Genomic DNA, 22102 nt, shown 5'->3' on the forward strand with positions numbered 1-22102 from the left:
GTGGGGGACGTTGTGGGACTGGAAGCCGACGCGGGATTTGATCTCGTTGGACTTGCCGGGGGCCCACATCCATAGGGGAGGGCTCGCGGAGTTTCCAGTACCGCCAGCGAGTGCAGGCGGAGCTGTAGCTGACAGCATGGCGAGCTGATCCGGCAAACGAATGCAGGTCTCTTCTCCAGCCGGACCGTCGCCCGACGCTTCACCGAACAACTCGGCACCAGCCCAGGGCAGTGGCTGCTCGACCAACGCATCGACGCGGCACGTGTCTTGCTGGAACAGACCGACCTGCCGGGCGAAGCCATCGCCACCCGCGTCGGACTCACCTCAGCAGTCAACCTGCGCCGCCGCTTTCGGGCCCATCTCGGCACCACACCCGGCGCCTACCGACGCACCTTCAGCCAAACCTGATGATGGAACTGGGCGTCGAATCCGCTGTGCGGGCGGAACACTCACGACACCCACGCTCGGCCAGAACACCTTCAACAAGATCGTGTTACGAGCTCAGAAGATTCTTCGCACCCTCGATATTCTCTTTGGTGCCGGACCCGCCATCAGCTCCGCACTCAGCCAGCGCAAACGTACTGGAACTGCTACCACCGCTACGGTCAGACGCGTAGAAATATTCACCATTTCCGCCCTTCAGCTACCCCCTTTACCGGGCTTTATCCTTACTGGGCCCCGGGGGATTTCACCTGCCCCCTTGCACTTGTAGACCTTCCGAGCGAGCGTTCGCGTAGCGTACCCACTCAGTTGAGCGAGCTTCCCCACACCCTTATCAAATCCCTCATACGCATCACTTCCCCGCTCAGCAACGTCCGCTCCCGTGACAATCACGAGCTTGTCCCTCTCGTTGCCAGGAACCGGGCAGCGCACAACTGTCCTCAGCGTTCCCCCCCTGGGGAAGTACGCGCCATACACATCTCCAAGCTCGGCGATATATTCGTACTCCTTGGCCATCCGGCCAGGCGGATCCGAGTAGCTCGGATGGCTCACCCGGAAGCTGACGCCATGGCCATCTATTGTCATTTCACAGGAAGTCGATGCGCTGAATCCAGAGGTATTCTCAAACGGCCCCGGAAAGCTCTCCCGGACCAGGGAATCCAACTCTCCATTCACGCTTGGGAAAAGGGGTTCCACTTCATCACCGGAGAAGCTCTCGTTGCACACCTTCTCAGGCACCCCCAGGTTTTCCTCCCCTCTCCCTTGAAGCCACCAGGTCATTGATCCTGCGATAACAAGAGCCATTACCCCACAAATTGCGAGGATTCGCTTGCCCGGCATGTCGACTCCACTACTTGTCCGGGAACCCACGTTCAACATCGTTATGCACTCTGGACGCCGCCCAGTCAACTGAACGGGGATCCAGCCCTGCGCCCTGGCCAGCGCTTCGCGTAATCCTTTCCATTGTTTCCCCTTCCCGCTTGCGCTCTCCTGCCAGGACATCCCTGCGGCTTTCTTGAACCTGCTCCGCGATCTCCTCCGGATCTTTTCTGTAGCCGTTGAAGATGGCGTCCTGGATCTCGCCGACCACGAGCCCCACTGCCTCCCCGCCCCTCGGCATCATCCCCACGCCCACGTCCACAATCTGCCCGACAACTTCCTGTTTTGCTTCGAGCGACTCGTTGTAGCGCTCGGCTGCCCCGATCTTGTCTTCGGCAGCCTCGATGCCATCCACTCGTCCCTCGGAGGCTGCGGCAGCTACTTTCGCTCCGGGCTCCGCGCCCATTGAAGCCGCTTCTGACGGACTGTGGTCTGAGGCCGGATGGGTCATCGCTTCCTGGATCGACTCTCGCGAGACGACATGAGAGGAATGCATGATTGATGCGTATCCATCGGAGTCCTGTGAAGCGCTACGGACAAATCGCTTAAGAGCATCCCCACCCAATTCGCCCAGTCCCGGATCCGCCCCGCGCATACCAATCATTCCACCGGGGGAATCTGTCATCCCCCTGTGCACTCCGCGCATATAGTCAGCGGCCATTGCTCCCATATGCCCCTGCAGCGGAGCCAACTCGCCGTCATGTCGCACCAGCGAGAAGCCTTCTTTACTGCCGAGACGCTCCACCACCTCGTAAAAAAGAGCCGCCTGTTCCTCGGTGTGCTTTACCGGCTTCCCCTCATCCCCCGCCGGGCGCCCCGTCGTGGCTGCCTCAAGCGCACCGCCGAGGGCGTCCTTGCCGGAATCGCCCGTCGGCCAGTCCCGGACTTTCTTTCCCTCTTCGTCGCCCAGGAAGTAATCGAAGTTGTCGACTTCCTTACCGTCAGCCTCCGTTGACCCCCGAAAGAACTCAGTCGCCGCATCCGGGCTGTGTCCCAACCCCTTCATCAGGCCGGTCATGGGGTCGAAACCCCGGTCCTTACCCTTGTCCAGGTTGAGGTCCGGCCCCCCGTTCTCGGGGGTCAGTGGCAGTGGCCAGGCCCGGCCCGGGCCGCCGTGCTTGCGCTCGTACGTGACCATGTCGTTGGCGACGACGTTGAGGAATTTCTTGTCGTATTCGCCGTGCCGCAGAACGTTCCCGAGGACCTGATATCCCAGTGTCCGCTGGTTGCCGCCGTTGCTGAGGGGGAGCTCGTCCTTGCCCACCCGCTTGAGAGTGGCGATCCAGTTCTCGCCCAGATGCGTGCGGTCGCCGTCGGCGCCGAGGGGGTTGCCGGGGGTCTGGGTGGCCGTCGCGAGTCCCGTTCCCATGGAATTCTGGACGGTGCGGGCCAGCTCCAGGCGGTGTTCTCCGCCGTCGGTCGAGGCATCAATGCCCATCTGGGCATGGAGGAGCAGCGCCTTCTTCGGACCCAGGTCGCGGTAGAAGGTCGTGCTGAACTCCGCGTCCCTGGCGTTGTACTTGGTGATTTCGGCCAGGCGGGCGAGGTCCTTGCTGCTGAGTTCCTTGCCCTCTCGGTAGAGCTTCAGCTGCTTTTCCGCCAGTCCCTTCGCCTCGGATGCCTGCGCGTGGTCCAGGGACTTGTACGACGCGTGCCCCGCGTTGTGCCGGTCGCCCTTGTGGCTGCGCTGGAGGGCGCGGCTCGCTGAGGCGTCGATTTCGCGGGCCTTGCCGATGAGGTGGTTGATGCGGGACTGGATGTCGTCCCTCGCCTCACGGTCGGCCTTGCTGCGGGGTTCGTTGGGCTTGTCCGAGTCCGCGGATCCGCCGACGTAGTAGCCGCTGGCTGTCGTGGCCCCGTCTGTGCCGGCCGCGAAGTCGCAGGTGACGGTTCCATCGTCGTTGTCCTTGATCGAGATCTGTTTCCGCTTCGCCCTCTCCCGCTCGTCCTCGATGCGACCCTGGATCCTGACGAGTTCGCGGTGGGCGTCGTCGATGACGTTCCAGATGCTCTGGGCCTCGGTGTGGAGGTCGCCGACCTCATTCGCGATCTTCCGGATGAAGGGGCGGACCGCGTCGGCGTTGGCGCCCGCCCAGTCTGCTCTCTCCGACTTCGCCCGCATGTCGCTGCGCGCCTGCTTCGCTAACCGCTTCAGCGCGCTCTGGACTCTTTTCCAGTCCCCCACGGTCGCACCGAAGCTGCCGAAGTTGACGGTGATCAGGTCCGTGTATGTGAGCTGTGATTCCGGCATACGGCCTTCCGCCCCTCAGCCCAGCAGGCGGGAGATCTTGGACGGCGGCAGAGCCGTGCCGTCCTTCCCTAAGATCTGCGCGCCGATCTTCCTGTCCTCCTCCTTCTGTGAACTCTTCGAGTAGTCCAGGTGGTTGGAGATGTGCGCGCATCCCTGCATCACCGTCTTGAGCTGCGAGCCCCACACCTCCGCCGTGCGGCCGAGGGCCTTGCCCAGCAGGAAGGAGTGCGCGCTCAAGTGCGCGGCGGCCCGGGTGATCGCTGCCTTGTCCCCGGCGTTTTCGATGTCCGCGTTCTTCTTCAGCCCCTGGTAGAGGCCGAAGGCGGCATGACCGATCTTGCCCAGTTCCTCGTCCTTGACGACCAGCCAGCCGGAACCGTCCGTCCGCCTTCCGCCGCCAGGGCCAAGATCCGGAGTGGTTGCCTGGTTGAGCTGGAGTCCCGGTGACCCCCCGTTCTGCTTGTGCTGTTCCCATTCGTTCTTGAACGACATACAGCGCCGCCCCTCTCCCCCTCGCTCACCGGCACGCGGACGCGCGTAGCGTGAGCGCGCCCCCCCGGACAGTTACCGGCGAGTGTAGTGGAGAGGTCACCAAGAGTCAGGAGAGTGGCTGAGCGTGGGCTCCTGCTCCTTGTGCGGGCCGGTCTGGTGGCGCTGAATCACGGGAGGGCCTGGGCGCTGCTCAGCTTCTGAGACAGCCCTCAGGCCCTCGACCTTCAGCCCTCGGCCCTCAGTCCCCGGCCCCCGGCCCCCGGCCGGACGTCAGCCCGTGTTGCGCAGGCCGGCCGCCACGCCGTTGACGGTCAGCAGCAGTGCACGGCTCAGGTTCTCGTCCGGCTCCTTGCCCAGTGCCGCCGCCTGCCGCTGGCGGTGCAGCAGGGAGACCTGGAGGTAGGAGATCGGGTCGAGGTAGGCGTCGCGGATCTTCAGCGTCTTCCGGAGAACCGGGTTGGCCTCCAGCAGCTCGCTCTCGCCTGTTATACGCAGCACTTCCTCCACCGTGCGGGCGTGTTCGGCCTCGATGGTGGCGAACACGTGCCGCAGATCCTCGGGGACCAGCGTCTCGACGTAGTGGCGGGCGATCCGCAGATCCGTCTTGGCCAGCGTCATCTCGACGTTGGAGAGGAAGTTGCGGAAGAAGTGCCAGTGCGTGTGCGCCTCTTCGAGCACGCTGTCGAGCCCGGCCTCACGGGCGGCCTTCAGGCCCGTACCGACCCCGAACCAGCCGGGGACGATCTGCCGCGACTGGGTCCAGCCGAACACCCACGGGATGGCCCGCAGCCCGTCCAGGCCCGCGCCGGTGTCGGGGCGGCGGGAGGGGCGGGAGCCCAGATGGAGCTCGGCGAGCTGGTCGACGGGGGTGGAGGCGAAGAAGTACGCGGGCAGGTCCGGGTCCTCGACCAGCTTGCGGTAGGCACGGTGCGCCGCGTCGGAGACGGTGTCCATGGCGGCGTCCCAGCGGGCCAGCGCCTCGTCGGACTGGCGGGGCGCGGTGTGCAGGGCCGACGCCTGGAGGGTGGCCGAGACGGTCAGCTCCAGGTTCTCCCGGGCGAGGGAGGGCACCAGATACTTGTCGGAGATGACCTCGCCCTGCTCGGTGACCTTGATCTCACCCTCCAGGGTGCCCCAGGGCTGGGCGAGGATCGCGTCGTGGGTGGGGCCGCCGCCGCGGCCGACGGTGCCGCCCCGGCCGTGGAAGAGCCGCAATCGCACGCCGTGCCTGTGTGCTACGTCACGCAGGCGGCGCTGGGCGCGGTGGATCTCCCACTGGCTGGTGGTGATGCCGCCGAACTTGGAGGAGTCGCTGTAGCCGAGCATGACCTCCTGAAGGTCGCCGCGCAGCGAGACCAGCTTGCGGTAGGAGGGGTCGGAGAGCATCGCGTCGAGCAGTTCGTCGGCGATCTTCAGCTCGTCGGTGGTCTCCAGCAGCGGCACGATGCCGATCTTCGCCCAGCCGCCGTGCAGATCGATCAGCCCGGCCTCGCGGGCGAGCACGGCGGCGGCGAACACGTCGTCGGCGCCCTGGCACATCGAGATGATGTACGACTCGATGACCTCGGGCCCGAAGGTCTCCAGCGCCTTGCGGACCGTCTCGAAGACGCCGAGCGTCTTGGCACCGGCCGCGTCCAGCGGCGCCGGGCTCGGGGCGAGCGGGCGGCGGGAGCGCAGCTCCTTGGCGAGCAGCCGCTGTCGGTAGTCGCGCGGCATGTCGGCGTAGCGCCAGGACTCCTCGCCGAGCCGGTCGAAGAGCTGGCCGAGCGCGTGGTGGTGCGCTTCGGCGTGCTCGCGGACGTCCATGGTGGCCAGCTGGAGGCCGAAGGCCGCCGTCGTGCGGATGGCGCGCTCCAGGCGGCCGTCGGCGACCAGACCGCCGCGGTGCTCGCGCAGCGAGTCCTGGACGAGGGCGAGGTCGGCCAGCAGCTCGCCGGTGCCCAGATAGTCCCAGCCCTCGGTGTGCGGGAGCTTCTCGGCCAGCCGGGTGCGGGTGTTCAGCAGCTTCTGCCGGATGCAGGTGGCCTTGAGCCGGTAGGGCTCCTCCGCGTTGAGGCGCTTGTAGCGGGGGCTGATCTCCGGGAGCCGGGCGAGGTCCTTCTCCAGGGAGTCCAGCAGCGGCTGTGTGGCGCCGCAGTTACGGATCGAGTTGGACAGGGCGCCGCGCAGCTCGTCCACGTGTGCGAGGGCGTCGGTGATGCCGTGCTCGTGCTGGAGCAGCAGCACGTCCCAGGTGACCTCGGGCGTGACGTTGGGGTTGCCGTCGCGGTCGCCGCCGATCCAGGTGCCGAAGGTCAGCGGGCGGGTGCCGGACGGCAGCGGCGCTCCTGCGCGCTCCAGCTCGGCGGCCAGGTCCTCCAGCACGTCGCCGACGGCGCCGCGGTGCAGCTCGTCCAGGTAGTAGATGGCGTTACGCGCCTCGTCGGCGGGCTCCGGGCGGGCGACCCGCAGCTCGTCGGTCTGCCAGATCAGGTCGACGTTCTCGGCCAGCCGCAGATCGGCACGGCGGCGCTCGGCCCCGCCCAGCTGCCCGTCGGACTCCTCCAGCAGCTCCGCGATCTTGCGGAGCTTCGTCAGCACCGAGCGGCGGGCCGCCTCGGTGGGGTGCGCGGTGAAGACGGGGCGTACGGAGAGGTGACGCGCGGTGTTCGCCAGGTGCCCCGGATCGGCGTCCTTGAGCATGTCGGCGGTACGGGCGAGCATCCCGCCGTCCCCGGAACGGCGCTGCCGCAGCTCACGGCCGCGGTGCACCTGCTCGGTGACGTTGGCCAGGTGGAAGTAGGTGGAGAAGGCCCGCACCAGCTTGGTTGCGGTCTCCAGATCGGTCTCGCCCAGCAGCTCGGCGGCTGCCTCACCGTTGCTGCGGGTGAGCGCGCGTACCCGCTCGACGAGATCGAGCAGCTCCGCGCCCTCCTGGCGGACCAGCGTCTCGCCCAGCAGATCACCCAGCCGGCGGATGTCGGCACGCAGCGCGGAGGTCGACGCCGCCGCGTCGACGCTGTCCACGCTGACGCCGTGGCTGCCCGGTGACTCCCCGGAGGACACCCCGCCGGAAGGCTTCCAGCCGGAGGCGCTTCCCACCGTCCCGGGGTCACTCGATCCGGGCAGGTTCTCGGACGGCTCGGGGGTTCGCTGGTTGCTGTCGGCGCTGCTCACAGGTGCGGCTCCCTTGCGGGGTTGCTTCCCTTGCGGGGTTGCTTCGGGCAGGTGGCGGACCGCGCTGTCCGACGGAACAAGGATAGGTCGGCCTCAGCGTGGTACAGGACTCCCGTCCGAGGGGTGGGCAGCGCGGCGGACCCCGCCCCGGTGCGCACCCCTCTTGTCCCGTGACTTACGGCTGCCATACTTACGTCGCCGTAGGTTACGGAACCGTAGCCAAGCCGAGGTCCAATGAGGGACATCTATGACGACAAGCCCGGACGTGCTCGACAGTTCGCCACAGGCCGCCCCCGCCGACTCGCCGCAGGGCCCCGGCTCGCCGCAGGCCCCCGACCCACTGCCCTCCGCGACGCTGGGCGGTGAGAAGCGCCGCTCCGCGGAACAGATCGCGCTGCTGCTGTTCATCACCGTTCCGTTCGTCGGGCTGGTGGCCGCGGTGCCGCTGGCCTGGGGGTGGGGGGTGAGCTGGCTGGATCTGGGGCTGCTGGTCGCGATGTATTTCATCGGCTGCCACGGCATCACGATCGGCTTCCACCGCTACTTCACGCATGGCTCCTTCAAGGCGAAGCGACCGCTGCGCATCGCACTCGCCGTCATGGGCTCGCTCGCCGTGGAGGGCCCGCTGGTGCGCTGGGTGGCCGACCACCGCAAGCACCACAAGTTCTCCGACGCCGAGGGCGACCCGCACTCCCCGTGGCGGTACGGGGAGACGATCCCCGCGCTGATGAAGGGCCTGTGGTGGGCGCACGTCGCATGGATGTTCGACGAGGAGCAGACGCCGCAGCACAAGTACGCGCCCGACCTGGTCAAGGACCCCGCGCTGCGCGCCGTCTCCCGCCAGTTCGTGATGTGGACGGTCGTCTCGCTGATGATCCCGCCGGTGATCGGCGGACTCGCCACCTGGTCGTGGCAGGGCGCGGTGACCGCGTTCTTCTGGGGCTCGCTGGTGCGCGTCGCACTGCTGCACCACGTCACCTGGTCGATCAACTCCATCTGCCACGCCGTCGGCAAGCGCCCGTTCAAGTCCCGTGACCGGTCGGGCAACGTGTGGTGGCTGGCGGTCCTCTCCTGCGGCGAGTCCTGGCACAACCTGCACCACGCGGACCCCACCTGCGCCCGGCACGGTGTCGAGCGCGGACAGATCGACTCCAGCGCGCGCATCATCCGCTGGTTCGAGAAGGCCGGCTGGGCGTACGACGTGCGCTGGCCGAAGCACGACCGGCTGGACTCGCGGCGCAACACGGACAGCTCGCGGCGCCGTAGGACAGCACAGCCGGAGCAGACGGCACAACCGGAGCAGAGCGCCCCGCACAGCTCGGAACAGGACTCGGCGGCCAACGACGCGTCCGGCTCGGACTCCCGCCGTCCGGAGCAGTCGGCCAGGGCGGCATGATGCTGTGCTGACCCAGGGGCCAGGCCAGACCCCTGGGCTCCCAGCAAGCCATACGACAGGGAAGGCCCACCCCGTGCCGACCGACGAGACGACGCCGCCGTCCAGCAGCAGTCCCAAGAAGCGCGCCCGCCGCCGGATGACCGGCAAAGAGCGCCGCGAGCAGCTGCTGGACATCGGCCGCACTCTCTTCGCCGAACGCGGCTTCGAAGGAACGTCGGTCGAGGAGATCGCCCACAAGGCCGGCGTGTCCAAGCCGGTCGTCTATGAGCACTTCGGCGGCAAAGAGGGCCTGTACGCGGTCGTCGTCGACCGCGAGATGCGGCGCCTGCTGGACATGGTGACGGGGGCGCTCACGGGAGGGCACCCCCGTGAGCTGCTGGAACAGGCCGCGTTCGCCCTGCTCGACTACATCGAGCAGTACACCGACGGCTTCCGCATCCTGGTGCGGGACTCCCCGCTCCCCCAGTCGACCGGCACCTTCGCCTCGCTGATCTCCGACATCGCCACCCAGGTCGAGGACATCCTCGGCCGCGAGTTCAAGAACCGCGGCTTCGACGCCAAGCTCTCCCCCCTCTACGCCCAGGCCCTCGTCGGCATGGTCGCCCTGACGGGACAGTGGTGGCTCAATGTCCGCAAACCCAAGAAGGCCGAGGTTGCGGCCCACCTCGTCAACCTCGCCTGGCACGGCCTCGACGGCCTGGAACAGAAGCCGCGGCTGATAGGTCACAGGCGGTCGTAAACCTCCGCGGTTGTCACTCTTTGTGGTGAGCCATTTCGGATCCGCCCGCTACTGCGGAGACGCTGGCCAGAATCCCGCTTATGGGAGGAACAATGACTGCCGAGCCGATCGCAGGGCACGAGCCCGATCCCGAGCCCGAGCGTCAGACTGCGCGTGAACCCGGCAGGCGCTGGCCCAGGCCGCCTCAGGACGGATACACCGTGGACCACCTGTTCACGCTGCCCGACCTCCCGCCGCACACGGAGTTGATCGACGGGAGTCTGGTTTTCGTAAGTCCGCAGCAGTACTACCACAGCACCATGATCGATCTGCTGCTGGCGGGACTGCGCACCAGCGTCCCGAAGACTCTGAAGGTGCGCCGCGAGATGGCAGTCGTGCTGGACCGGAAGAACGCTCCCGAGCCCGACATCTGCGTTGTGAACGCCAAGGCCGTCACCGACCGGAGCTTGACCCGGTTCGCCGCAGAGGATGTCCACCTCGCAGTCGAGGTCGTCTCCCCCGAGTCGGAAGCCCGCGATCACGACACCAAACCTCACAAGTACGCCGCAGCAGGTATCCCGAACTTCTGGCTGGTGGAACGAGCAGGTGCGGATGAGCACCCCGTCGTACGGGTCTACGAGTTGGACCCGGTCACGAAGGCGTATGCGCTCACCGGCATCCATCACGACCGGCTCAAGGTAAGCGTGCCGTTCGCACTCGACATCGACATCACGTTGGAAGCGCTCGACGAGTTCTGACGTTCTGTCGCAGTCCCTCCCACCAGGTACCCCCCTAGGATCGGGCGCGCCATCTCCCGCGAGTCCCAGGAGTTCCCTCATGCCTCGCCCGCCGCGTATCTCCCGCACCGCAGTGCTCGACGAGGCGCTGCGCACGCTGGACGAGGAGGGCATCGAGGCCCTGTCGATGCGCAGGCTGGCGCAGCGCCTGGGGGTGACCAGCCCGTCGCTCTACAAGTACGTACGGGACCGGGAGGGCGTGTTCGATGCGGTCGTGGACGCGATCGTCCAGGAGATCAACGAGGGCTGGAGCCCGAAGGGAAGCTGGCGCGCGGAGTTGGACGGGCTGGCCCGCCGCTACTTCCACACCTTCCGCCGGCACCCCAACGCGGTGCCCCTGGTGATGCACCGTCCCACCCGCAACCAGCGCTCCCTCGACAGCTTCGACACCGTGCTCAGCGTGCTGACAGCAGCGGGCTGGCCGGTGCAGGACGCGGCCCGTGCCGTGCTGCTGACCGAGTCGTACGCGCTGGGCGCCACGTTGACCGCCGTCGGCCCCGGGATCCCGCTCACGCCCGAGGAGTTGGCGAACCGTCCCACCCTTGCTGCGGCCCTCACCGGCGAGCACAGCACCTTCCGTCTCACCGAGGGCGACTTCGAGCACGGCCTGAAGCTGGTCCTGGACGGCATCGCCCGCGAAATCGCCCCGGAAGGGTGCCGGTTGGAGGGAGCACAGGGCGGCACGGAGCGCTGAGCGGCGCTGCGCCGGAAAATCCCTCGGTGCGCGCGCCGGCGTGTGCGAAGCTCCCCCCGCAGTGTGCCCTTGGGTGTGCACACGTTCACTGCGGAGGACGAGGATGTTCGCGATATCCCTGGGTGACGACGGCGCCGAGCTGCGCCCGCTCGAACCGTGGCAGGCCGAGGAGTTCCTGGCCCACATCGAGCGGGGGCGGGAGTTCATCGGGCAGCACGTGGGGCTGCCGGACGCCAACAAGGATCTGGAGTCGGCCCGCGCCTTCCTCCAGTCGTACGCGGAGAAGGCCGCCACCGACACCGGGCGGATCCACGGCATCTGGACGGCGGACGGCAAGCTGGTCGGCGGGGTGCTCTTCCGCACGATGGACCTGGCCCAGGGCACCGCCGAGGCGGGCTGCTGGCTGGAGCCGTCGGCGGTGGGCAAGGGCCTGGTGACCCGGGCGGCACGCCGCATCATCGACTGGGCCGTCGAAGAGCGCGGCATCCACCGCGTCGAGTGGCACGTCTCCTCGTCGAACGAGCCCAGCATCGCCGTGGCCCGCCGTCTCGGCATGACCAGGGACGGCGTGCTGCGGGAGAGCTTCTTCTACCGGGGCAATCGGGCCGACATGGAGATCTGGTCAGTTCTAGCTCCTGAGTGGCGGGCCGCGAAGCAGCAGCCGTAGGTCTTGCGTACCCTCGCCCCGAAGGGGCGCGGGGAACTGCGCGACAAACCACAACTCACCCGCAGTCCGCGTACGACGGACAGGGGCACCCCCTCACCGCTTCACCGCGACGACGAACACGCGGCGGAACGGGAACGCGGTCGTGCCGTCCGCGCCGGGCGGATACGCCTCGCGTAGCGCCTCCGCGTACTCGGCGAGGAAGCCGTCGCGGGCTGCGGGGTCGTCGGCGAGGCGGGCCAGTACGGGGCGCAGTGTGGTGCCCTTGACCCATTCGAGGACGGGATCGGGGCCGGTCAGCCGGTGGAGATAGGTGGTCTCCCATGCCTCGACGGCGCAGCCGTTCGGGCCGAGCGGGGCGAGGATGTCCGCGTACTCGGCGGGGGTGAGGACGGAGGCGGTACGGGAGGGGGCGCCGAGGCGGTCGCGCCAGCGCGGGGAGTCGCGCAGTTCGGCCAGCAGGGTGTGGCTCGGCGCTGCGAAGTTGCCGGGCACCTGGAAGGCGAGGGTGCCGCCGGACGGCAGGGCCGCGATCCAGTCGGGGAAGGCGTGCTGATGGCCGGGCACCCAGTGGAGGGCCGCGTTGGAGAAGAGCAGACCGAAGTTCTCGGCGGGGTCGGGGCGCCAGCGGGCGAGGTCGGCGTGGGCGAAGTCGAGGCGGCCGGGCCGGGTGTGCTCCGCCGCCTCGCGGAGCATCTCCGGCGAGTTGTCGTATCCGGTGATGTGCGCTTCGGGCCAGCGTTCGGCGAGGGGCGCGCTGGGGCCGCCGGGACCGCAGCCGAGGTCGGCGATCCGGACGCGGGGATGACCGGGCAGTCGGTCGGGTACATGTGCGAGAAGATCGAGTACGGGGCGCAGGCGAGGGCCGGAGTGCCGGAGATACTGCTGGGGGTCCCACATGGCAGCAGGGTGCATGCAGCCTCTCTTGACGTCAAGAGACTTCACGTCGACACAACCTCTACACTGATCCCATGGAGGACGAGGTCGACCGTTTGGTGGCAGCTTGGCGTCGGGAGCGCCCTGACCTCGACGTCGAACCGCTCGAGGTGCTCAGCCGGGTCAGCAGACTGGCCCGGCATCTGGACCGCGCCCGCCGTATCGCGTTCTCCGAGCACGGACTGGAGCCCTGGGAGTTCGACGTACTGACCGCGCTGCGCCGCGCGGGCACCCCGTACCAGCTCTCCCCCGGCCAGCTGCTCACCCAGACGCTGGTCACCTCCGGGACGATGACCAACCGCATCGACCGCCTCACCAAGAAGGGGCTGGTCGAACGGCTGCCCGACCCCAGCGACCGGCGGGGCGTGCTGGTCCGGCTCACCATCGAGGGACAGGACCGAGCGGACAGCGCCCTGGCCGGACTGCTCGACCAGGAACGCGCCATCCTCGCCGAGCTCTCCCCCGTGCAGCGCGGCGAACTGGCCTCACTGCTGCGGCAGCTGACGGCACCGTTCGACAACATCCCCATCTGAGCCGCGGATCCCGGCCCACCCGGCGGCGCCCCGCCCGAGCTCCCTCCGCGACCGGGCCGGGTCGGCCAAGTGCCCTACCCCGCGCCTGTTCCGGGCCGTACGATCACGCGCATGGCCATGGGCGCGCGGTTCGAGGGACGTACGGTCGTCATCACCGGGGGCGGCTCCGGCATCGGTGCCGCGACGGCGCACCGGCTGGCCGACGAGGGAGCGGCCGTCGTCATCCTCGACAAGGAGGAGGCCGGGGCGCACCGCACCGCGCGGGAGATCACGGCCTCGGGCGGCCGGGCGGCGTTCGTCCTCGGTGACGTCACGGACGAACCGGCCTGGGCCCGCGCAGTGGAGACGGCACGTCAGGGGTTCGGCCCCGTGGACGGGCTCGTCTGCAATGCGGCGCTGGTGCGCACCGGTGCCGCAGACGAGATCTCCCTCTCCGACTGGGAGGCCCAGCTCGGGGTGAATCTGACCGGAGCCTTCCTCGGGGTACGGGCCTGTGTGCCCGATCTGCGCGAGCGGGGCGGCGCCATGGTGCTGACCTCCTCCGTGCACGCCCTGGTCGGACTGCACGGGCGGCCCGCGTACGCCGCCAGCAAGGCGGGGCTGACCGGGCTGGGCCGCCAGCTCGCCGCGGACTTCGGCCCCCGGGTACGGGTCAACTCCGTGCTGCCGGGCCCGGTCATGACGCCCGCCTGGGACGGGGTCGAGGAGGAGGACCGGCGGCAGGCCGCGACGGAGACGGTGATCGGCCGCCATGGGCGCCCCGACGAGGTCGCCGCCGCCATCGCCTTCCTGCTCTCGGAGGACGCCTCCTTCGTGACCGGCGCGAGCCTGGTGGTGGACGGGGGCTGGAGCGTCTTCAAGAACTCGGTGTGAGCGGGCCCCGGCCCCTCCCGCCTCAGTCGGCGATGTCGGCGTAGGCGACGGCCCGTTCGACGCGGGCCCGGACCAGATACTCGCCGGGGACGGCGTTGCGCTGCCCGTACTCGTCGGCGCGGTCCGCGCCCATGTAGCGGCCGCCGATGCGGCCGGCCCACTCGCGCATCAGCTCCAGGTCGTCGAGGAATTCCGCGGCGACGCACTCCAGCATCACGAAGCTGAAAGGGGGTTCCTGGTCGTCCACGCACAGGGCGAAGCGTGGATCGCGGCGCAGGCCGTGGTACTTCAGCGAGTGGCTGCCCGTGTTGAACAGCAGCCGGCCCTCGTCGTCCAGCAGGAACCACACCGGGGTGACATGGGGGCGGCCGTCCTTGCGGGTGGTCGCCAACTTGCCGGTGCGGGTGCCCGTCAGGACGAAGTCGCGCCACTGGGCTTCGGTCATCTGCTGCATTGCCATGTCTCCACGGTCGTCGGGCTTCCGATGTGATCAGAAGTGATCAGACCGCAGAGCCTAGAGCGAGGGGCCGACAACCAGGCCCGACGCCACGGCGCAAGCGCGTCAGCGTGCTCCCGCCGGCTCCAGCTCCGCCGGGCCCACCCCGGCGCGCCGGGCCAGGGCGACGGCCTGTAGTGTGGAGTGGACGCCCAGCTTGCCCAGGACGTTCTGCATATGGGTCCGCACCGTGTGCGGCGACAGATACAGCCGCTCCGCGACGGCCTTGCGGCCCAGCCCCGCCACCATGCACCGCAGCACCTCCCGCTCGCGCGGGGTCAGGGACTCCACGAGGCGTTCGCTCTCGGTGCGGTGCTTGCGGCTGGCGGTCAACTCCTTGAGGACGCCGGTGAGGAGCGCGGGCGGCAGATGCGTCTCGTCCTTGAGGACACCGCGGATCACCTGGAGGAGCCGGGAGAGGGAGCAGTCCTTGGCGACCCAGCCTCCCGCGCCCGCCTGGAGCGCCGCAGCGGCGTGCCGGGGGTCGTCGCGCTCGGCGAGGACGACGGTGCGCACCGCAGGATAGTCGGCGCGCACGCGCGCCACCAGCGGTAATCCGCCCGTTGCTACCACGGCGGCGGGGACGTCGGCCGCTGCGGACGCGCCGCCGGCGGATCCGGCGGCACTCGCGCCCACCGCGGTGTCGTCCGGCACGCCGAGCAGTTTCCCGGGGGCAGGGGCGGGTTCAGATGCGGGCTTCTCGCCGTTCGACCGCGCCATGCCCGGGTGGGGCGGCCCGCCCTGGCCGGGCACCGGCCCCGGCGCGGGCAGCGCGCCCTGGTGGGACGGTGACGGTGCTGTCCCGTTCAGCGACGCACCCAGGTCGGCGTCCACGAGCAGGACGTCGAACCGGCGGCCCTCGGCCGCGCCGCGTTCCAGATGACGCAGCGCCGCCGCACCGCTGCCCGCCGCGCCCACTTCGACATCCTGCTCGGCCGCGAGCGCGGCGGCCAAGGACTCGGCAAAAATGCGGTGGTCGTCGACCACCAGCACGCGAATACGTTGCATGGCACCCCCTGGCAGTGCGGGCACGGCGCCCATGCGCGGGAAAGCGCGCTATCGACACGGCCGCCGCCGTGTTCGCTGTCTACCCCGCCCCTGAGCGTCGTACCCGGCTGTCTCGCCCCCTGATCAGCACCGGCCCCCACCGATGCTGCACACAAGGTTCAGAGTACGGCCGAGCTGTGACAACGGAAGGCAAATCACAAAAGTCGTTCTACTCGTGACCCCGCGGGGGTGCACCAGGGCGCGTCGGGAGCGCGCGTATGCGGGCGGAGACACGTGCGCCTCACAAGCGCCGCGCGCCCGCGCTCGGTACCGCCTCGAACACGTGCGGCACCAGGTGGCCCGCCGCCTCGAACGCCGAGGTCACCGCCTCACCGATCTTCTCGGTCCGGCTCTCCTCGGCCAGCACGATCGCCGAGCCGCCGAAGCCGCCGCCGGTCATCCGGGCACCGAGCGCGCCCGCGGCGAGCGCCACGTCGACGACCAGGTCCAGCTCCTCGCAGGAGACGCGGAAGTCGTCCCGCAGGGAGGCGTGCCCCGCGGTGAGCACCGCGCCCACCGCGCTCGGGTCGCCGGCGTCCAGCAGCTCGATCGTCTCCTCGACCCGGCGGTTCTCCGTGACGATGTGCCGCACACAGCTGCGCACCTCCGGATCGTCCAGCCGGGCTTCCAGGCGTGCGAGGGCCGCGTCGAGCTCCTCGTACGCCACATCGCGCAGCGCCGGCACGCCGAGCGCAGCCGCGCCCGCCTCGCACGCCCGGCGGCGTCCCGCATAGGCGCCGTCGGCCAGGGTGTGCTTGACGCGGGTGTCGACGACGAGCATCCGCAGCCTCTCGGCGGCGAGGTCGAAGGGCACCTGACGCTGAGTCAGGCTGCGGGCGTCCAGGTGGAGTACGTGGCCCTCGGTGCAACAGGCAGAGGCCATCTGGTCCATGATCCCGCAGGGCATGCCGACGAAGTCGTTCTCGGCGCGCTGGCACAGCCGCGCCAGCTCCGGCCGGGACAGCCCCAGCTGGTACAGCTCGGACAGCGCAAGGCCGCTGGCGACCTCCAGCGCGGCCGACGAGGAGAGCCCGGCGCCGGTGGGCACGGTGCTGGTGATCTGCACATCGGCACCGCCGACCGGCAGCCCCGCCTCCCGCAGCGCCCATACGACACCGGACGGATACGCGGCCCAGCCGCCGTCGGCGCCCGGCGTCAGCTCGTCGAGGCGCAGCTGGTAGGCGGCGCCCGGGACCTCGGCCGAGTGCAGCCGCAGCACGCCGTCGTCGCGCCGTGCGGCAGCGACGTGCACGGTGTGCGGGAGGGCGAGGGGCATCACGAAACCGTCGTTGTAGTCCGTGTGTTCGCCGATGAGGTTGACCCGGCCGGGCGCCGCCCAGACACCCTCCGGCTCGGCGCCGTAGACCTCCCGGAACCCCTCCCGGGCGTCCTGGCTCACGGGGTCTCCTCCGGCGTGCGCTCCTGTGCGACACCCGAGGCGTGCTGCGCGAACCGCCAGGCGTCCGCCACGATCTCCTCCAGTCCGCTGCGCTCCGGCCGCCAGCCCAGCGCCTGGCGGGCCCGGTCGGCGGAGGCGACGAGTACGGCGGGGTCGCCGCCCCGGCGCGGGGCGACCTTTTCGGGCACCTCATGGCCGGTGACCTTGCGGACGGTCTCGATGACCTCCCGTACGGAGAAGCCGTTGCCGTTGCCGAGGTTGCAGATCAGATGTGCGCCCTGCGCGGCGTGGTCGAGGGCGAGGAGATGTGCCTTGGCCAGGTCGGCGACGTGGATGTAGTCGCGTACACAGGTGCCGTCGGGGGTCGGGTAGTCGTCGCCGTAGACGGAGATCGCCTCGCGCCGCCCCTGGGCGACCTGGAGGACCAGCGGGATGAGATGCGACTCGGGGTCGTGGCGCTCGCCGTACGCGGTGCCGTCGGCGGTGAAGTAGGCGCCCGCGACGTTGAAGTAGCGCAGCGAGGCGGCGGCCAGACCGTGCGCCTGGCACTCGCCGCTGATCATGTGGTCGACGGCCAGCTTCGAGGCCCCGTACGGGCTGGTGGGCGCGGCAGGGTCGGTCTCGGTGATCGGGGTGCGCTCGGGTTCGCCGTAGACGGCGGCCGTGGAGGAGAAGACCAGCTTGCGCACGCCCGCCTCCCGCATGGCGGCCAGCAGCTCGACGGTGCCGCCGACGTTGTTGCGCCAGTACTTCTCGGGCTGCTCGACGGACTCCCCCACCTTGGAGTGCGCGGCGAAGTGCAGCACGCCGTCGTACGAGGCGTCCAGCACCCGCCCGGCGTCCTGGATACGGCCCTCGACGAACTCGGCGCCGGCCGGTACGCCCTGGGGGAAACCGGTGTCGAGGTCGTCGAGCACCGTGACGGTGTGTCCTGCCTGAAGCAGGTGCGCCGCCACCACGCTGCCCACATATCCGGCCCCGCCGGTCACCAGGTACTTAGCCATTGCGCCTGTCCTTTGCTCGGTCGCCATCTCCACGCACGACGCCCACGAAACCACCTCTTTCTGTGCGATTCACGAAGCCACCTCTCGCAGGCGCCTCGCCGCGGCTTCCGGCGGCACGTCGTTGATGAACACGTTCATGCCGGATTCGGAACCGGCGAGGAACTTCAGCTTGCCGGGAGCCCGTCGGATGGTGAAAAGCTCCAGATGCAGCGCGAACTCCTCGCGCGCTGCGAGGCGGGGATCGTCCTCGCGGAGGAACGGCGCCTGATGCCAGGCGGCGATGTAGGGGGTGCGGGGCTCGTGCTCGCCGAATATCCGGTCGAAGCGGCGCAGCAGCTCCAGATAGATCCCGGGGAACTCGGCGCGGGCCTCCTCGCCGAGCGCCCGCAGGTCGGGCACCCGGGACTTGGGGTACAGATGCACCTCGTACGGCCAGTGCGCGGCGTAGGGGACGAACGCCGTCCAGTGTGCGCCCTCGATGACGACCCGCTCCCGGGTGGCGAGTTCGGCCGCGACGAGCTCGTCGAAGAGGTTGCCGCCGGGCCCGGTGCCGTACTCGGCCAGGGAACGCAGCATGCGGGCGGTGCGCGGGGTGGTGAACGGATAGCCGTAGATCTGACCGTGCGGGTGGGAGAGGGTCACCCCGATCTCCTCGCCGCGGTTCTCGAAGCAGTACACCTGCTCGACGCCGGGCGACTGCGACAGCTCGGCGGTGCGGTCGGTCCAGACATCCAGGACGAGGCGGGCCTGCTCCTCGTCGAGGTCGGCGAAGGAGGCGTGGTGGTCGGAGGTGAAGCTGACGACCTCGCAGCGGCCGGCACCGGGCGCATGCCGGAAGAGTCCGGAGGGGCCTTCGCTCTCCTCCTTGCCGGGTGCGCCGCGGAAGGAGGGGAAGCGGTTCTCGAAGACGGCGACGTCGTAGTCGGACTCCGGGATCTCGCTCATCCGCCCGTCGCGGGAGGGGCACAGCGGGCACTCGTCGGCCGGCGGATGGTAGGTGCGGGCGTTGCGGTGTGCGGTCACGCCGACCCACTCGTCCAGCAGCGGATCGTGCCGGATCTCGGAGAGCGCCTCCATGGCGGGCATCGGACGCCGGTCGACGGCGGTACGGACAGCATCGTCGCGGAGGTCGTAGTAAACGATCTCGCGGCCGTCGGCCAGACGGCCTGAGGTCTTCTTCACGGGGTGACTCCTCGGTCCTGGACCCAAACATAATCACACACGAGGAACCAGGAGCCAACAGCCATCGGTCGCCGCCAGCACCGATCGCCCGCCGCCGAACCCTCAGACCCCGAGGGGAATCATCACAATCAAACAAACTCTTGCAACATGACCTTTCAAAACTTGAAACATCAGGGGTACGTTCGCGTCCGTTCCGATCGCGCAATGAAGCGAGTGACCCATGTTGCACCTGGCCGAAGGGCTACGGCTCCCCACCAACGGACTCGATTACACACTCCTCGGCATCTACTTCGCCGTGGTGCTCGGGATCGGCTTCGCCGCCCGGCGCAGTGTGAAGACCAGCCTCGACTTCTTCCTCTCCGGCCGGTCGCTCCCCGCCTGGATCACCGGTCTCGCCTTCGTGGCCGCCAACCTCGGCGCCACCGAGATTCTCGGCATGGCCGCCAACGGCGCCCAGTACGGCGTCTACACCGTGCACTGGTACTGGATCGGCGCCATCCCCGCCATGGTCTTCCTCGGCCTGGTGATGATGCCGTTCTACTACGGCTCCAAGGTCCGCTCGGTGCCAGAGTTCCTGCTGCACCGGTTCGGGCCCTCTTCCCACCTGCTCAGCTCGGTCATCTTCGCGGTCTCCTCCGTGCTGATCGCGGGCGTCAACCTCTATGCGCTGGCGCTCGTACTGAAGGCGCTGCTGGGCTGGGAGCTGTGGATCTCCGTCGTGGTCGCGGGCTTCTTCGTGCTCGCGTACATCACGCTCGGCGGACTGTCCTCGGCGATCTACACCGAGGTGCTCCAGTTCTTCGTGATCCTCGCCGCGCTGATCCCGCTCACCGTCGTGGGCCTCAAGCGCGTCGGCGGCTGGGGCGGCATCACCGACACCCTCTCCGGTGAGAAGGGCGGCGCCTTCATGACCGCGTGGGACGGCACCGGGATCGGCTCCGCCAACCCGCTGGGCGCCAACTGGCTGACCATCGTGCTGGGACTCGGCTTCGTGATGAGCTTCGGCTACTGGACGACCAACTTCGCCGAGGTGCAGCGCGCGCTGTCCGCCAAGAACCTCTCCGCGGCCCGGCGCACCCCGCTGATCGCGGCGTTCCCCAAGATCTTCATCCCGATGGTCGTGGTCATACCCGGCCTGATCGCGCTGGTCATGGAGCCGACGCTGGGCAAGACCAAGGACGGGCTGCAGTACAACGACGCCATCCCGGTACTGATGCGCGACCTGCTGCCCAACGGTGTGCTCGGCATCGCGGTCACCGGTCTGCTGGCGGCGTTCATGGCCGGTATGGCGGCCAACATCTCCTCCTTCAACACCGTCTTCACCAACGACATCTACGCGGCGTACCTGAAGAAGGACCGGCCCGACGAGCACTATGTGGCCACGGCGCGCTGGGTCACCGTCGTCGGCGTGCTGATCGGCATGGGGACGGCGTTCATCGCCTCCGAGTTCAGCAACATCATGAACTACCTCCAGACGCTGTTCTCCTTTTTCAACGTGCCGCTGTTCGTGGTCTTCATCATCGGCATGTTCTGGAAGAAGACCACGCCGGCGGCCGGCTTCTGGGGACTGCTGACCGGCACCGTCGGTGCGATGGTGAACTACTTCTGGTTCTACAAGCAGGGCGTCATCGACATCCCCAGCGACCAGGGCGCCAACTTCGTCTCCTCGATCGTGGCCTTCGTGGTGGGCGCGGTGGTGATGGTGGTCGTCACACTCTTCACCAAGCCCAAGCCGGCCGAGGAACTCGCGGGGCTCGTCTACGGCACCCGCTCGCCGGGCGAGCCGGAGCCGCCCGGCGAGGGCGACGACGCGTGGTACCGAAAGCCCGCGCTGCTGGGCTGGGGCGCCATGATCCTCGCCGCCCTCTGCTACATCCCCTTCTCCTTCTGAGCTCCGACGCGAAGGACACTGAAGCGCAATGAGCGACAACAGCACCCCAAAGCCCGCCGCCCAGCAGGTGGCCAAGGATGTCGAGGAACTGGAGCGGCGGTCACAGACCGCGGCCCGCCTCTTCGACGTACGGCGCATCATCGGCGGTCTGTTCGTGGTCTACGGCGTGATCGTCACCATCGCCGGGATCTTCGCCTCGGACGAGGACCTCAAGAAGGCACAGGACATCAACATCAACCTGTGGACGGGCCTCGCCATGCTCGCCCTGGGCCTGGCCTTCTTGCTGTGGCTCCGGCTGAGCCCGACGATTCCGCCACCACCGGTGGAAGAGAGCGACGAGTAGGGGCTGCCCCTTTCCACCGTCCGCGGACTGCGGGCCTACCGTGGATGCTCGCGCCGTTCCCCGCGCCCCTTTCGGGGCGCGGGGCTGCGCACCCGGTCACGCGCCCGCACCACCGCCCGCCCGTTCCAGCAGCCCCGTGCGGGCGGCCAAGGCTGCGGCCTCCAGTCGCGAGCCGACCCCCAACTTCATCAGCACGCGCTGCACATGCGTACGTGCCGTCGACGGCGCGATGCCCATCCCGGCGGCGATCAGCCGGGTGTCCTCGCCCTCGGCGACCCGCACCAGCACCTCCACCTCCCTCGGCGTCAGCATCTGGAGCAGCCGGGCCCCCTCGTCGTCCGGCTCCGCCGCCGGGTTCAGCAGCTCGGCGAACGACTGCGTGAGCAACTGCGGTGCGACGGCCGCCTCCCCCGCCCGGGCCTTGACCATGGCCCGTTCGACGCCCTCGATCCGCTCGTCGTGCCGTACATAGCCGGACGCCCCCGCCGCGAAGGCGGAGGCGATCCCGCGAGGGCTCGGCACCGGACCGAGCACCACCACTGCGATCTGCGGTTTCTCTCTCTTGATCCGCACCACCGGATCGAAGACGCCTGGTTCGGCGGGCGTCGCCGTACCCAGCAGGCACACCTCCGGTGCTCTGCTGATCACCAGCTCGGCGGCGCCGCCGCTGGGCGCGGCCGCCGCGAGCACGCGGTGCCCGCGCAGCTTCAGCGCCGAGGCAAGAGCCTCGGCGAGCAGGCGATGGTCGTCGACCACCATGAGCCGCACGCTCATCAAGCTCGCTCCCCCCACAACACTCCCGATGGCCCCGTACCCCCGAACGCAGCCCCTCTCTGTTCTCCGGGAAGCTACACGCTCACTCGCCGTTCCGCGCCCCTTACGGGGTGAAATCCCCAAGGTAGGGCTTGAA

General features: G+C 69.0%; 20 protein-coding genes and 1 pseudogene. 10 read left to right on the plus strand and 11 right to left on the minus strand.

The genetic code is table 11. The features are described 5' to 3' along the window. Positions 1–162: 162 nt before the first annotated feature. Positions 163–408, plus strand: a pseudogene (locus ACTWP9_RS22400) (helix-turn-helix domain-containing protein); the annotation flags it as partial. A 231-nt stretch (positions 409–639) separates the two neighbouring features. Here the strand turns inward: ACTWP9_RS22400 and ACTWP9_RS22405 are convergent. The 4 genes from ACTWP9_RS22405 to ppc all read right to left on the minus strand — a co-directional run bounded on the left by ACTWP9_RS22405 (position 640) and on the right by ppc (position 7069). Beyond that, positions 640–1281: a hypothetical protein gene (locus ACTWP9_RS22405; protein WP_443248013.1), complete on the minus strand. Its 642-nt coding sequence runs from the start codon at positions 1279–1281 to the stop codon at positions 640–642. 10 nt (positions 1282–1291) lie between these two features. Next, positions 1292–3571, minus strand: coding sequence for a hypothetical protein (locus ACTWP9_RS22410; protein ID WP_443248014.1), 2280 nt, complete (start codon positions 3569–3571; stop codon positions 1292–1294). 15 nt (positions 3572–3586) lie between these two features. Then, positions 3587–4063, minus strand: coding sequence for a hypothetical protein (locus ACTWP9_RS22415; protein WP_443248015.1), 477 nt, complete (start codon positions 4061–4063; stop codon positions 3587–3589). A 270-nt stretch (positions 4064–4333) separates the two neighbouring features. Then, on the minus strand, positions 4334–7069 hold the full coding sequence (gene ppc, locus ACTWP9_RS22420) for a phosphoenolpyruvate carboxylase (RefSeq protein ID WP_443248093.1): 2736 nt from the start codon (positions 7067–7069) through the stop codon (positions 4334–4336). A 397-nt stretch (positions 7070–7466) separates the two neighbouring features. Here ppc and ACTWP9_RS22425 point away from each other — a divergent pair, with 397 nt between their 5' ends. From ACTWP9_RS22425 to ACTWP9_RS22445, 5 genes are all read left to right on the plus strand, one after another. Beyond that, entirely contained in the window at positions 7467–8615 is a 1149-nt protein-coding gene (locus ACTWP9_RS22425) for an acyl-CoA desaturase (RefSeq protein WP_443248016.1), read from the plus strand. 73 nt (positions 8616–8688) lie between these two features. After that, the gene (locus ACTWP9_RS22430) at positions 8689–9354 is read left to right on the plus strand and encodes a TetR family transcriptional regulator (protein WP_443248017.1); all 666 of its coding nucleotides are present in this window, start codon (positions 8689–8691) and stop codon (positions 9352–9354) included. Positions 9355–9446: 92 nt separating this feature from the next. Then, entirely contained in the window at positions 9447–10091 is a 645-nt protein-coding gene (locus tag ACTWP9_RS22435; protein ID WP_443248018.1) for a Uma2 family endonuclease, read from the plus strand. Between the two features lie 79 nt (positions 10092–10170). Beyond that, positions 10171–10824 carry a TetR/AcrR family transcriptional regulator C-terminal domain-containing protein gene (locus ACTWP9_RS22440; protein ID WP_443248019.1) on the plus strand — a complete coding sequence of 218 codons (654 nt, stop codon included), beginning with the start codon at positions 10171–10173 and terminating at the stop codon, positions 10822–10824. Between the two features lie 103 nt (positions 10825–10927). Beyond that, positions 10928–11491: a GNAT family N-acetyltransferase gene (locus ACTWP9_RS22445; RefSeq protein ID WP_443248020.1), complete on the plus strand. Its 564-nt coding sequence runs from the start codon at positions 10928–10930 to the stop codon at positions 11489–11491. A 93-nt stretch (positions 11492–11584) separates the two neighbouring features. On the opposite strand, the gene ACTWP9_RS22450 is transcribed toward ACTWP9_RS22445, so the two are convergent. Continuing rightward, positions 11585–12388 (minus strand): trans-aconitate 2-methyltransferase, encoded by an 804-nt coding sequence (locus tag ACTWP9_RS22450; RefSeq protein ID WP_443248021.1) that lies wholly within the window; start codon positions 12386–12388, stop codon positions 11585–11587. 71 nt (positions 12389–12459) lie between these two features. Between ACTWP9_RS22450 and ACTWP9_RS22455 the strand changes: the two genes are divergently transcribed. Both ACTWP9_RS22455 and ACTWP9_RS22460 read left to right on the plus strand, forming a co-directional pair. Then, entirely contained in the window at positions 12460–12957 is a 498-nt protein-coding gene (locus tag ACTWP9_RS22455) for a MarR family winged helix-turn-helix transcriptional regulator (RefSeq protein WP_443248022.1), read from the plus strand. Positions 12958–13068: 111 nt separating this feature from the next. Then, complete coding sequence (locus tag ACTWP9_RS22460) at positions 13069–13830, plus strand: SDR family NAD(P)-dependent oxidoreductase (protein ID WP_443248023.1); 762 nt, start codon at positions 13069–13071, stop codon at positions 13828–13830. A gap of 22 nt (positions 13831–13852) precedes the next feature. Here the strand turns inward: ACTWP9_RS22460 and ACTWP9_RS22465 are convergent, their stop codons facing one another. The 5 genes from ACTWP9_RS22465 to galT all read right to left on the minus strand — a co-directional run bounded on the left by ACTWP9_RS22465 (position 13853) and on the right by galT (position 18958). Next, a complete protein-coding gene (locus ACTWP9_RS22465; protein ID WP_443248094.1) occupies positions 13853–14284 on the minus strand; it encodes a PPOX class F420-dependent oxidoreductase in 432 nt (143 codons plus the stop codon). Between the two features lie 108 nt (positions 14285–14392). Continuing rightward, positions 14393–15334, minus strand: coding sequence for a response regulator transcription factor (locus tag ACTWP9_RS22470; RefSeq protein WP_443248024.1), 942 nt, complete (start codon positions 15332–15334; stop codon positions 14393–14395). A 280-nt stretch (positions 15335–15614) separates the two neighbouring features. After that, a complete protein-coding gene (gene galK / locus ACTWP9_RS22475) occupies positions 15615–16772 on the minus strand; it encodes a galactokinase (protein WP_443248025.1) in 1158 nt (385 codons plus the stop codon). Then, on the minus strand, positions 16769–17776 hold the full coding sequence (galE, locus tag ACTWP9_RS22480; protein WP_443248026.1) for a UDP-glucose 4-epimerase GalE: 1008 nt from the start codon (positions 17774–17776) through the stop codon (positions 16769–16771). Before galE ends, galK begins: the two co-directional genes overlap by 4 nt. Before the next feature lie 69 nt (positions 17777–17845). Continuing rightward, complete coding sequence (gene galT / locus ACTWP9_RS22485; protein WP_443248027.1) at positions 17846–18958, minus strand: galactose-1-phosphate uridylyltransferase; 1113 nt, start codon at positions 18956–18958, stop codon at positions 17846–17848. A gap of 220 nt (positions 18959–19178) precedes the next feature. On the opposite strand from galT, the gene ACTWP9_RS22490 reads away from it, so the two are divergent. Further along, positions 19179–20849, plus strand: coding sequence for a sodium:solute symporter family protein (locus ACTWP9_RS22490; protein ID WP_443248028.1), 1671 nt, complete (start codon positions 19179–19181; stop codon positions 20847–20849). Between the two features lie 28 nt (positions 20850–20877). Further along, on the plus strand, positions 20878–21192 hold the full coding sequence (locus tag ACTWP9_RS22495; RefSeq protein ID WP_443248029.1) for a hypothetical protein: 315 nt from the start codon (positions 20878–20880) through the stop codon (positions 21190–21192). 96 nt (positions 21193–21288) lie between these two features. Here the strand turns inward: ACTWP9_RS22495 and ACTWP9_RS22500 are convergent, their stop codons facing one another. Further along, the gene (locus ACTWP9_RS22500; protein ID WP_443248030.1) at positions 21289–21966 is read right to left on the minus strand and encodes a helix-turn-helix transcriptional regulator; all 678 of its coding nucleotides are present in this window, start codon (positions 21964–21966) and stop codon (positions 21289–21291) included. Between the last annotated feature and the right edge of the window lie 136 nt (positions 21967–22102).

The sequence above is a fragment of the Streptomyces sp. 3N207 genome (assembly GCF_052246355.1).
Lineage (GTDB): Bacteria > Actinomycetota > Actinomycetes > Streptomycetales > Streptomycetaceae > Streptomyces.

What these genes read in the sequence shown, in the direction of transcription:
- ACTWP9_RS22405 (WP_443248013.1), bottom strand. Translation starts at nt 1,281, where the DNA reads ATGCCGGGCAAGCGAATCCTCGCAATTTGTGGGGTAATGGCTCTTGTT.
- ACTWP9_RS22410 (WP_443248014.1), bottom strand. Translation starts at nt 3,571, where the DNA reads ATGCCGGAATCACAGCTCACATACACGGACCTGATCACCGTCAACTTC.
- ACTWP9_RS22415 (WP_443248015.1), bottom strand. Translation starts at nt 4,063, where the DNA reads ATGTCGTTCAAGAACGAATGGGAACAGCACAAGCAGAACGGGGGGTCA.
- ACTWP9_RS22425 (WP_443248016.1), top strand. Translation starts at nt 7,467, where the DNA reads ATGACGACAAGCCCGGACGTGCTCGACAGTTCGCCACAGGCCGCCCCC.
- ACTWP9_RS22435 (WP_443248018.1), top strand. Translation starts at nt 9,447, where the DNA reads ATGACTGCCGAGCCGATCGCAGGGCACGAGCCCGATCCCGAGCCCGAG.
- ACTWP9_RS22440 (WP_443248019.1), top strand. Translation starts at nt 10,171, where the DNA reads ATGCCTCGCCCGCCGCGTATCTCCCGCACCGCAGTGCTCGACGAGGCG.
- ACTWP9_RS22445 (WP_443248020.1), top strand. Translation starts at nt 10,928, where the DNA reads ATGTTCGCGATATCCCTGGGTGACGACGGCGCCGAGCTGCGCCCGCTC.
- ACTWP9_RS22450 (WP_443248021.1), bottom strand. Translation starts at nt 12,388, where the DNA reads ATGTGGGACCCCCAGCAGTATCTCCGGCACTCCGGCCCTCGCCTGCGC.
- ACTWP9_RS22455 (WP_443248022.1), top strand. Translation starts at nt 12,460, where the DNA reads ATGGAGGACGAGGTCGACCGTTTGGTGGCAGCTTGGCGTCGGGAGCGC.
- ACTWP9_RS22460 (WP_443248023.1), top strand. Translation starts at nt 13,069, where the DNA reads ATGGCCATGGGCGCGCGGTTCGAGGGACGTACGGTCGTCATCACCGGG.
- ACTWP9_RS22465 (WP_443248094.1), bottom strand. Translation starts at nt 14,284, where the DNA reads ATGCAGCAGATGACCGAAGCCCAGTGGCGCGACTTCGTCCTGACGGGC.
- ACTWP9_RS22470 (WP_443248024.1), bottom strand. Translation starts at nt 15,334, where the DNA reads ATGCAACGTATTCGCGTGCTGGTGGTCGACGACCACCGCATTTTTGCC.
- galE (WP_443248026.1), bottom strand. Translation starts at nt 17,776, where the DNA reads ATGGCTAAGTACCTGGTGACCGGCGGGGCCGGATATGTGGGCAGCGTG.
- ACTWP9_RS22490 (WP_443248028.1), top strand. Translation starts at nt 19,179, where the DNA reads ATGTTGCACCTGGCCGAAGGGCTACGGCTCCCCACCAACGGACTCGAT.
- ACTWP9_RS22495 (WP_443248029.1), top strand. Translation starts at nt 20,878, where the DNA reads ATGAGCGACAACAGCACCCCAAAGCCCGCCGCCCAGCAGGTGGCCAAG.
- ACTWP9_RS22500 (WP_443248030.1), bottom strand. Translation starts at nt 21,966, where the DNA reads ATGAGCGTGCGGCTCATGGTGGTCGACGACCATCGCCTGCTCGCCGAG.